This is a genomic window from Rhodococcus sp. ABRD24 (genome assembly GCF_004328705.1).
Taxonomy (GTDB): Bacteria; Actinomycetota; Actinomycetes; order Mycobacteriales; family Mycobacteriaceae; genus Prescottella.
The window spans coordinates 241,411-251,615 of sequence record NZ_CP035319.1 but is presented as its reverse complement, the minus strand read 5'-3'; the positions used below and the strand labels follow the sequence as shown (position 1 = coordinate 251,615).

General features: G+C 66.1%; 8 protein-coding genes. 6 read left to right on the top strand and 2 right to left on the bottom strand.

Features of this window, described 5'->3' with window-relative positions; all coding sequences use genetic code 11:
- The first annotated feature begins 18 nt into the window (after positions 1-18).
- The 4 genes from ERC79_RS01050 (at position 19) to ERC79_RS01035 (ending at position 6,077) form a co-directional block, all read left to right on the top strand.
- Entirely contained in the window at positions 19-1,218 is a 1,200-nt protein-coding gene (locus tag ERC79_RS01050) for an argininosuccinate synthase (protein WP_131574984.1), read from the top strand.
- A 3-nt stretch (positions 1,219-1,221) separates the two neighbouring features.
- The gene (gene argH / locus ERC79_RS01045) at positions 1,222-2,658 is read left to right on the top strand and encodes an argininosuccinate lyase (protein ID WP_131574982.1); all 1,437 of its coding nucleotides are present in this window, start codon (positions 1,222-1,224) and stop codon (positions 2,656-2,658) included.
- A 132-nt stretch (positions 2,659-2,790) separates the two neighbouring features.
- Positions 2,791-5,796 carry an acyl-CoA synthetase gene (locus ERC79_RS01040; RefSeq protein WP_131574980.1) on the top strand — a complete coding sequence of 1,002 codons (3,006 nt, stop codon included), beginning with the start codon at positions 2,791-2,793 and terminating at the stop codon, positions 5,794-5,796.
- Positions 5,797-5,861: 65 nt separating this feature from the next.
- Complete coding sequence (locus tag ERC79_RS01035; RefSeq protein WP_131574979.1) at positions 5,862-6,077, top strand: Trm112 family protein; 216 nt, start codon at positions 5,862-5,864, stop codon at positions 6,075-6,077.
- 13 nt (positions 6,078-6,090) lie between these two features.
- Here ERC79_RS01035 and ERC79_RS01030 read toward each other — a convergent pair whose 3' ends face one another.
- The gene (locus ERC79_RS01030) at positions 6,091-6,846 is read right to left on the bottom strand and encodes an ABC transporter permease (RefSeq protein ID WP_207390470.1); all 756 of its coding nucleotides are present in this window, start codon (positions 6,844-6,846) and stop codon (positions 6,091-6,093) included.
- A gap of 2 nt (positions 6,847-6,848) precedes the next feature.
- On the bottom strand, positions 6,849-7,598 hold the full coding sequence (locus ERC79_RS01025; protein ID WP_131574975.1) for an ABC transporter ATP-binding protein: 750 nt from the start codon (positions 7,596-7,598) through the stop codon (positions 6,849-6,851).
- A gap of 124 nt (positions 7,599-7,722) precedes the next feature.
- On the opposite strand from ERC79_RS01025, the gene ERC79_RS01020 reads away from it, so the two are divergent.
- Positions 7,723-8,331, top strand: coding sequence for a DNA-3-methyladenine glycosylase (locus tag ERC79_RS01020; protein WP_131580629.1), 609 nt, complete (start codon positions 7,723-7,725; stop codon positions 8,329-8,331).
- 19 nt (positions 8,332-8,350) lie between these two features.
- Positions 8,351-9,628: a tyrosine--tRNA ligase gene (gene tyrS / locus ERC79_RS01015; RefSeq protein WP_131574974.1), complete on the top strand. Its 1,278-nt coding sequence runs from the start codon at positions 8,351-8,353 to the stop codon at positions 9,626-9,628.
- Positions 9,629-10,205: the final 577 nt, after the last annotated feature.

Sequence of the window (10,205 nt, the reverse complement as noted above, 5' to 3'; positions counted from 1 at the left end):
CTAAGGAGCACACACACCATGGCTGATCGCGTCGTACTCGCCTACTCGGGCGGGCTGGACACCTCCGTAGCCATCAGCTGGATCGGCAAGGAGACCGGCAAGGAGGTTGTTGCTGTCGCGATCGATCTCGGCCAGGGCGGCGAGGACATGGAGGTCGTGCGTCAGCGTGCCCTCGACTGCGGCGCCGTCGAGTCGGTCGTGGTGGATGCGCGCGACGAGTTCGCGAACGAGTACTGCCTGCCGACGATCCAGGCGAATGCGCTGTACATGGACCGCTACCCGCTGGTCTCGGCCATCAGCCGTCCGCTGATCGTCAAGCACATCGTCGAGGCTGCTCGTGCACACGGCGGGACCGTGGTCTCCCACGGCTGCACCGGCAAGGGCAACGACCAGGTCCGCTTCGAGGTCGGCTTCGGCGCCCTCGCGCCCGACCTGGAGGTCATCGCACCGGTCCGTGACTACGCGTGGACTCGCGAGAAGGCGATCGCCTTCGCTGAGGAGAACAGCATCCCGATCAACGTCTCGAAGCGTTCGCCGTTCTCGATCGACCAGAACGTGTGGGGCCGCGCGGTGGAAACGGGCTTCCTCGAGGATCTGTGGAACGCGCCGACCAAGGACGTCTACGACTACACCCAGGATCCGACGCTCAACTGGAACGCCCCCGACGAGCTGATCATCAGCTTCGAGGCCGGCAAGCCCGTGGCGATCGACGGCAAGCCGGTCACCGTGCTCGAGGCCATCCAGGAGCTCAACAAGCGTGCAGGCGCCCAGGGCGTCGGCCGCCTGGACGTCGTCGAGGACCGTCTCGTCGGGATCAAGAGCCGCGAGGTCTACGAGGCCCCGGGAGCAATGGTGCTCATCACCGCGCACCAGGAGCTCGAGCACCTCACGCTCGAGCGTGAGCTGGGCCGTTACAAGCGTCAGATGGAGCAGCGCTGGAGCGAGCTGGTCTACGACGGCCTGTGGTTCTCCCCGCTCAAGGACGCGCTGGACACGTTCGTCGCGAAGACCCAGGAGCGGGTCACGGGCGACATCCGCCTGTTCCTGCACGGTGGCGCGATCACGGTCAACGGCCGTCGAAGCCCGGAGTCGCTGTACGACTTCAACCTCGCAACCTACGACGAGGGCGACTCGTTCGATCAGTCCTACGCCAAGGGCTTCGTCAACATCCACGGCCTGTCTTCCAAGGTCGCCGCGAAGCGCGATCTGAGCCTGTAAGCGATGTCGGACAACGGCAGCAGCTCTCACGGGACAAATGAGGGTGCCCTATGGGGTGGCCGGTTCGAGTCCGGACCGGCCGCCGCCATGGCCGCCCTGAGCAAGTCCACCCACTTCGACTGGGTCCTGGCGCCGTACGACGTGCGGGCGTCGCAGGCGCACGCACGTGTGCTGCACAAGGCGGGTCTGCTCAGTGACCAGGATCTGGCCACCATGCTCGACGGCCTCGGCCGCCTCGCCGACGACGTCGCGAGCGGCGCGTTCGGGCCCGCCGAGTCCGACGAGGACGTCCATGGCGCCCTGGAGCGCGGTCTGATCGAACGGGCCGGTCCCGAGGTGGGCGGTCGGCTCCGTGCCGGTCGCTCCCGCAACGACCAGGTGGCCACGCTGTTCCGGATGTGGCTGCGGGATGCGGCACGGCGGGTAGCCGACGGTGTCCTCGATGTCGTCGACGCCCTCGCGACGCAGGCGGCGGCGCATCCGGATGCCGTGATGCCGGGCAAGACGCATCTGCAGGCGGCGCAGCCGGTGCTGTTGGCACACCACCTGCTCGCGCACACTCATCCGCTGCTGCGCGACGTTGCGCGTCTGCGGGACTTCGACAAGCGGGCCGCGGTGTCCCCGTACGGGTCCGGCGCGCTCGCGGGCTCGTCGCTGGGTCTGGATCCGGACGCGATCGCCGCTGAGCTGAAGTTCGATTCGGCCGCCGAGAACTCGATCGACGCGACGTCCTCGCGCGACTTCGCGGCCGAGGCGGCGTTCGTGTTCGCGATGATCGCGGTGGATCTCTCGCGGATGGCCGAAGAGGTCATCATCTGGAGCACACCGGAATTCGGCTACATCACACTGGCCGACGCCTGGTCGACGGGTTCGTCGATCATGCCCCAGAAGAAGAACCCGGACGTCTCCGAACTCACCCGCGGCAAGGCCGGACGCCTCATCGGCAACCTGACGGGTCTGCTGGCGACTCTCAAGGCGCAGCCGCTTGCGTACAACCGCGACCTGCAGGAGGACAAGGAGCCGGTCTTCGACTCGGTGGCTCAGCTCGAGCTGCTGCTTCCGGCGATCACCGGACTGGTCTCCACCCTCGAGTTCCATACGGACCGGATGGCAGAACTGGCGCCGGCCGGATTCACTCTCGCGACCGATATCGCGGAATGGATGGTGCGCCAGGGTGTTCCGTTCCGTGTCGCCCACGAGGCGGCCGGTGCGTGCGTTCGCGTCGCGGAGGCTCGTGGCGTGGGACTCGACGAACTCACGGACGAGGAGATCGCCGCTGTGGACGCGGCGCTCACACCCGCAGTCCGTGACGTCCTCACCGTCCACGGTTCGATCGCCTCGCGGAACGCGCGCGGCGGTACGGCCGGGGTGCGGGTCGCCGAGCAGCTCGGTGGCGTTCGTCGGTCCGTCGAGGCGCTACGGGAGTGGACCGGCGCATAAGGCCGCCCCGGTGGCACGTCCGTCTCGGGCAGTTGGTGCCTCGGTGACACGTCCGTCACGGACAGTAAGTAGTGTGAGCCCCATCGAACGGAATGTGATGCAAGTCACGATGGGTTGCTGGGGAGTGCGCTAGTGGGTCTGAGCTCCGAATACGTGGTCGGGTCGCTTCGTCGGGCGGTGGCCACGGCGCAGAACGGTCTCGAGGTGGTGCGGCTCGGCGGTCTGGAGACGGGGGCGACTCCGTCCCCGTTCCAGGTCGTCGAGCGCGCACCGATGTACCGGTTGCGGCGCTACTTTCCGGATACCGACCCGGAGCTGACCGGGCCGCCGATCGTGCTGGTTCCGCCGATGATGATGTCAGCGGACGTGTACGACGTCACTCGGGATCAGGGCGCGGTCGGAATCCTGCACGAGATGGGTATCGACCCGTGGGTCGTCGACTTCGGGTCTCCGGACTCCGAGGAGGGCGGCTGGGATCGCACCCTCGCTGACCACATCGTCGCGATCAGCGAGATCGTCGACCGAGTCCACGAGCTGACCGGACGGGACGTCCACCTGTCCGGCTACTCTCAGGGCGGCATGTTCTGCTATCAGGCCGCCGCGTACCGGCGTTGCCGAAACATCGCGAGTCTGGTGACCTTCGGCGCCCCCGTCGATACCCTCGCAGCGCTGCCGTTCGGCATTCCGGAGGTACTTGCGACCAGGGCCGCTGACCTGCTCGCCGACCACGTCTTCAGTCGCCTTTCCATCGCGGGGTGGATGGCACGCACCGGGTTCCAGTTGCTCGATCCGGTGAAGACTGCGAAGTCCCGGCTCGAGTTCCTTCTGCAGTTGCACGACCGTGAGGCTCTGCTGCCGCGCGAGCAGCAGCGCCGCTTCCTGACGCAGGACGGCTGGGTGGCATGGTCAGGTCCGGCGGTCGCGGAACTACTCAAGCAGTTCATCGTTCACAACCGTATGATGACCGGTGGTTTCGTCATCAAGGACGTTGCGGTGAGCCTCGCCGAGCTGTCCTGCCCGATCCTCGCCTTCGTCGGCGAGGTCGACGATATCGGCCAGCCGCTCGCGGTGCGTGGCATCAAGCGGGCGGCCCCGCGCGCCGAGGTGTTCGAGTCGACTTTACGCGCCGGGCATTTCGGACTCGTTGTCGGTTCGGCAGCGGCGGTTCGGACGTGGCCCACCACGGGTGAATGGGTGATGTGGCGAGAGGGCACGGGGCCGCGGCCCGAGGCGGTCGAGGTGATGATCCAGGAAGAGCCGTCCGACAACGAGACCGGTGTGAGCATGACCAACCGGATCACTCACACAGTCGCGTCCATCGCGGAAGTCGGTGTCGGAGTGGGCAAGGGGATCGCGGACCTGGCCACCGACACGGTGCGAGGGACCCGCGAGATCTCCATCGAGGCGGCCCGGGCGCTACCTCGGCTTGCCCGGCTCGGTCAGCTGCAACCACACTCTCGGATCTCGCTGGGGCTCCTGCTGGCCGAGCAGGGCCGCAAGGTGCCCAAGGGGGAGTGCTTCCTCTTCGACGATCGGGTTCACACCAACGCCGCCGTCAACACGCGCATCGACAACGTCGTCCGCGGCCTGATCCACGTCGGCATCAGGCCGGCAAATCACGTCGGTGTCCTCATGGAGACTCGACCCAGCGCGCTGGTCGCGATCGCGGCGCTCTCGCGTCTCGGTGCGGTCGCGGTACTACTGCCACCGGGCGGAGATCTGGCGGCGGCGGCTCAGCTCGGGGGCGTCGACCGTATCCTGGTCGACCCCGACAATCTCGAGGATGCAGTCGCGACCGGCAAGAAGGTCCTCGTGCTCGGCGGCGGCGAATTCCGTGGTCTCGCGGTCGAACTCGGGCCGGATGTCGTAGATCTCGAGCAGGTGGATCCGGCAGCGGTGACCCTTCCCGGCTGGTACCGGCGTGACCCGGGGCTGGCCGGCGAACTTGCGTTCGTCATCTTCAGTGGTTCGCGCGGTGGCCTCGAGGCCAAATACATCACCAACTATCGGTGGGCGCTGTCCGCGTTCGGTACCGCATCGGCGGCTTCTCTCAGTCGTGGCGACACGGTGTATTGTCTTGCACCGCTGCACCATTCGTCCGGCCTGATGGCCACGCTCGGTGGTGCGATCGCCGGCGGTTCGCGCATCGCGCTATCCCGTGGTCTCGATCCCGACCGCTTTGCCGAGGAGATCCGGCGGTACGGCGTGACGGTCGTCAGTTACACGTGGACGATGCTCCGCGAGATCCTCGGGGCCAAGTCGCTTCCTCTGGACGAGGGTCATCCGGTTCGGCTGTTCATCGGTTCGGGCATGCCGCCCGGCATCTGGAGGCAGACCACCGAGCGTTTCGCGCCCGCGCAGGTACTCGAGTTCTACGCCTCGACCGAGGGCGACGTCGTCCTCGTCAATGTCTCGGGTGCGAAGGTCGGCTCGAAGGGGCGCCCGCTGCCCGGCAGCGCGGAGGTGCGGCTGGGCGCCTACGACCCCATCGCGGGCCGGCTGCTCGAGGATGAGCGCGGATTCGTCCGGGTGTGTGAGGACGACGAGGTCGGGCTTCTCCTCGGCCGTCCCGGCGCCCGTTCGGAGGCCGCCACCGGGGTGATGCGCGGAGTGTTCGCGGCCGGTGACTCATGGGTGCCGACCGAGAACCTTTTCCGGCGTGACGCAGACGGTGACTACTGGCTGGTCGATCACAAGCGCACGGTTGTCGCCGCCGCTCGTGGCCCGGTGTTCACGCAGCCGATTGTCGATGTCCTCGACCAGATGCCGCAGGTCGACCTCGCGGTCGCCTACTCGGTGGCCGCTGGAGCACACGATGTCGCGGTTGCGGCTTTCACAGTCCACGACGGTCGGGTGCCCAGCGTTGCCGAGGTCGGCGCCGCGCTCGGACAGCTTCCCGAGGATCAGCGTCCGGACCTGGTGCACGTCGTCGATCAGATTCCGATCGGTGCCACCTATCGCCCCAGTGCTGCCGAGTTGCAGGCCGCAGGGCTGCCGAAGCCGAGCGTGCGTTCGTGGTACTTCGATTCGGAGGCCGGACGGTACAGGCGCTTGACGAAGGCGGTAGCCGCCCGATTCGCTCAGATGCCGGCGAACTCGGGTGACAGGCCGGCAAAGCCGGGTGGGGTGCCCGCGTAGTCGGCCAGCACCCCGACTTGTAGCCTGGACCTGCCGAGATCCAGGACGGCCCGAGAGGACTTCACGTGGTTATTGATCCGACCCTGCTCAGCATTCTGGCGTGCCCGCAGGACAAGGGTCCGCTGTTGCTGGTTGGCGACGAAGTGCTCTACAACCCACGTCTGCGTCGGGCGTATCCGATCGAGAAGGGCATCCCTGTGTTGCTGATCGACGAGGCCGTCGATGTCGACGATGCCACGCACGAGGATTACGCCGCGCGTGGGGTGGGTTCGGGCGGCTGATCAGGCTCGCCGGTCACGGTGTCCGGCGGCGCAGGGTTGCGGCGCCGAGCCCCAATGCGACCACCACGAACAGCGTGACGACAGCGATGTCCCGCCCCATGAGTGCGGTAGTTCCGGGATGGGTTGCGACCTGCTGCAGGGCCTCCACCGCGTAACTGAGCGGCAGGGCATTGCTGATCCACTCCAGCCACTGCGGTAATTGCCCGCGGGGGACCAACAGCCCGCACAGCAGCAACTGTGGGATGACGATGACCGGCATGAACTGCACCGCTTGGAACTCGGTACGGGCGAACGCGCTGCACAGCAGACCCAGCGCTACGCCCAGTACTGCGTTGACGATGGCAATCAGCAGCACCCAAGCGACATTGCCCTCGGTGGTCAGGTTCAGGAATCCGAAGGCGACTGCGCAGGCCAGTCCCGCCTGCGCGGCCGCGGCGATCGAGAACGCGGTGCCGTAACCCGCGAGGAGGTCGAGTTTCGACAGGGGAGTGGTGAGCAGGCGCTCGAGGGTCCCGGAACTGCGCTCGCGCTGCATCGCGATCGAGGTCACCAGGAACATGACCACGAACGGGATGATCCCCAGCATCGTGATCGCGACGCGATCGAATAGTGGAATCTGTCCGGGCGGGGTGGGCACATTCTGGTAGAGGAAGTAAAGCAGCACCATCAGGAGCGCCGGTACCAGCAGAATCATCGCGACGGTGCGACGGTCGACCCGAAGCTGGCGCAGGATCCGCACAGTGCTCGACCCGTAGATGCGGGGGGTGATGATCATTGCGAAGCACCCACCTGTTGTTCACGGATGAGGGCCAGGAAGGCCTGCTCGAGGTTCGATTTACCGGTACGACGGCGTAGTTCGTCGGGCGGAACCTGTGCGAGTAGGCGTCCGTTGCGCATGAGGAGCAGATTCTCGCAGCGGTCGGCTTCGTCCATCACGTGACTCGACACCAGCAGTGTCGTGCCCTGGTCTGCCAGGGCCTGGAAGTGTCCCCACAGTTCGTCGCGCAGAACGGGATCGAGGCCGACGGTCGGTTCGTCGAGCACCAGCAATTCGGGGCGTGCGACCAGCGCGCATGCCAGCGACACCCGGGCTAGCTGACCGCCGGAGAGGTCGCCGGCCCGGTGGTGGATATGGGTGGTGAGCCCGACGGCCTCGATCGTCTCGAGAACCGCATCGCTTCCGCTTCCGTACAGCGACGCGAAGTACCGCACATTCTCCTTGATCGTGAGGTCCAGGTAGACACTCGGCGCCTGGGTGACGTAGCCGACCCGGCTACGCAGGAATGCCGTGCCGGCGGAGCGTCCGAGGACGGTGACGGTGCCGGACTCGACGATCTGGGTGCCGACTATGCACCGCATCAGTGTCGTCTTCCCGCAGCCCGACGGTCCGAGCAGTCCGGTGATCGTTCCGCGCTCGATCGTGAGGGTCAGGTCGCACAGTGCGGGTACGCCGCCTCGCCGGACGTCGAGATTGCAGATCTCGACCGCGGGGGAGTCGGCTGAGGGAGGGGAGCCGGGCATGTCGGCCTCGATTCATCGAATGATGAACTCATCGTCTGATGAACTATTCGCTCGTGAGGAAGTTCAGGTCAACGGTCCTCGGGTCTCGAACGCGCACACGTGGACAATCGATCTTGTGACCATCCTGGGACGAGACAGACTGCGCAACGTCACCGACCCGCTCGACGCAGCCCGTGCCGTGCTGGGTGCCAAGCTGACGGTCGGAGCGGTTACGGTCCGTATCGTCGAGGTGGAGGCCTACGGAGGCGATCCGGCGGGGCCGTGGCCGGATCCGGCGTCACACTCGTTCAGGGGACGCTCGGCACGGAACGCCGTCATGTTCGGGGAGGCCGGCCACCTGTACGTCTACCACAGCTATGGCATGCACTACTGCGCCAACGTTTCCTACGGACCGGAGGGTGTCGCGGGAGGGGTATTGCTACGGGCAGGTGAGGTTCTCGCCGGTCACGTCGTGGTTGCGGCTCGGCGCCGCAGCGCCCGGCGCCCCATCGACGCCGCACGGGGACCCGGGAACCTCGGCTCCGCGCTGGCGCTTTCCCTCGAGGACAACGGCGCCGACCTGTTCGGGTCGGGGGAGGGCGCCCGACTCGTTCTCGGCCCGCCGATGGAGGTCGCGAGCGGCCCCAGGGTCGGGATTTCGGTTGCGGCCGAGCGGCCGTGGCGGCTGTGGATCCCCGGATCGCCTGCGGTCTCCTCCTATCGCCGCAGCCCGCGCGCACCCGCCGTCAACTGACGGTGGGATGATCGGGTGCGTGACTGAGAACATCCTTGACGAACTGACCTGGCGTGGGCTCATTGCCCAGTCGACCGATCTGGACGCACTGCGTCGTGAGACCGAGGCCGGTCCAGTCACGTTGTATGCCGGCTTCGATCCGACCGGTCCGAGCCTGCACGCCGGGCATCTGGTGCCGCTGCTCGCGCTCAAGCGCTTCCAGCGGGCGGGCCATCGCCCAATCGTGCTGGCCGGTGGCGCCACCGGCATGATCGGTGATCCGCGCGACGTCGGCGAGCGGGTCATGAACACCGCAGACACCGTCGCGGACTGGGCCGAGCGCATCCGTTCGCAGCTAGAGCGCTTCGTCGACTTCGACGAATCCCCGACCGGTGCGGTGATCGAGAACAATGCCAATTGGACTTCGAAGCTGACCGCGATCGACTTCCTGCGCGACATCGGTAAGCACTTCTCGGTGAACGTCATGCTCGCCCGTGACACCGTCAAGCGTCGGCTCGAGTCCGACGGCATCTCGTACACCGAGTTCAGTTACATGCTGCTGCAGGCCAACGACTTCGTGCACCTTCGCCGCAACTACGGCTGCGCACTGCAGGTCGGCGGCTCCGATCAGTGGGGCAACATCATCGCGGGTGTCGATCTGAACCGGAAACTCGATGGTGCGTCGGTACACGCGATGACGGTTCCGTTGGTGACCTCGGCCGACGGTAAGAAGTTCGGAAAGTCGACCGGAGGCGGCAGTCTGTGGCTCGACCCGGAGATGACCAGTCCGTATGCCTGGTACCAGTACTTCGTCAACACCGGCGACGCCGACGTCATGCGGTACCTGCGCTGGTTCACATTCCTCACCCAGGAGGAACTCGCCGAGCTGGAGTCCGCGACGGCCGAACGTCCGCAGGCTCGTGAGGCACAGCGCCGGCTTGCGGCTGAGATGACGACCCTCGTGCACGGCCAGGCCAACACTGATGCCGTCGAGCTTGCGAGCCGGGCGCTGTTCGGCCGCGCCGAACTCGCCGATCTCGACGAGTCGACTCTCTCGGCCGCATTGACAGAGGCTTCGGTTGCCGAGGTGCGCGCAGGGGAGCCGTCCACGATCGTCGATCTGCTCGTGGTGACCGGGCTGTGCGAGAGCAAGGGCGCAGCGCGCCGGGCCGTGAAGGAGGGCGGCGCTTCGGTGAACAACCAGCGGGTGGCGGGTGAGGACTGGGTGCCCGGCGCCGGTGACCTGCTGCACGGACAGTGGTTGGTGATCCGCCGCGGAAAGAGGAACTTCGCGGGCGTCAAGGTTCTCGCCGGCTGACGTGGCACGTGCCACAGAGATTCAGATCGAGCCGAACGGGGCGGGGTAATCCTCGCCCCGTTCGGTCTACCTGGCGGTTCGCCAACCCGAGGACAGTGAATGAGCGCCTGACCAGGCGATTTGGCATTGGCCGTCGAGTTCGCGTAACTTAATTCAGGTCAGAGTGACACGGACACCGACCCGGACCTGAGGGACTGGGAAAACGAGGTTGTACGGAGAGCGCCTGAAAATCCGGATGTGAAGCTTCCTGTAGGGTTGTGGAGCGTGTTCGGGTGGCTGGGAGAGGGTCGGGTTTGCACTCGGGTCTGTTACCGGTTAGGCTGGAACAGTTGCCCCGAAACGATGAGCCTGTGGGTTCGGAGTGGTGGTGTGCGCGTGTTCTTTGAGAACTCAACAGTGTGTCGATGAATGTCAGTGCCAATTATTTTGGTGCCCCGCATCTTTTTTGGGTGTGGGTTTGCTGATTGTTCCATTCTTCCGTCTGGGATGGTCAGCGCAATAGCTAGTTTGAGTTTTTTTGCTAGTGATTTGACTCGATGTCTATGACTGATTGGTGGCTTCGGCTGCGTAATCTAGA

Coding starts and splice junctions, on each gene's coding strand:
- ERC79_RS01050 (WP_131574984.1), top strand. CDS start 19: ATGGCTGATCGCGTCGTACTCGCCTACTCGGGCGGGCTGGACACCTCC.
- argH (WP_131574982.1), top strand. CDS start 1,222: ATGTCGGACAACGGCAGCAGCTCTCACGGGACAAATGAGGGTGCCCTA.
- ERC79_RS01025 (WP_131574975.1), bottom strand. CDS start 7,598: ATGCCCGGCTCCCCTCCCTCAGCCGACTCCCCCGCGGTCGAGATCTGC.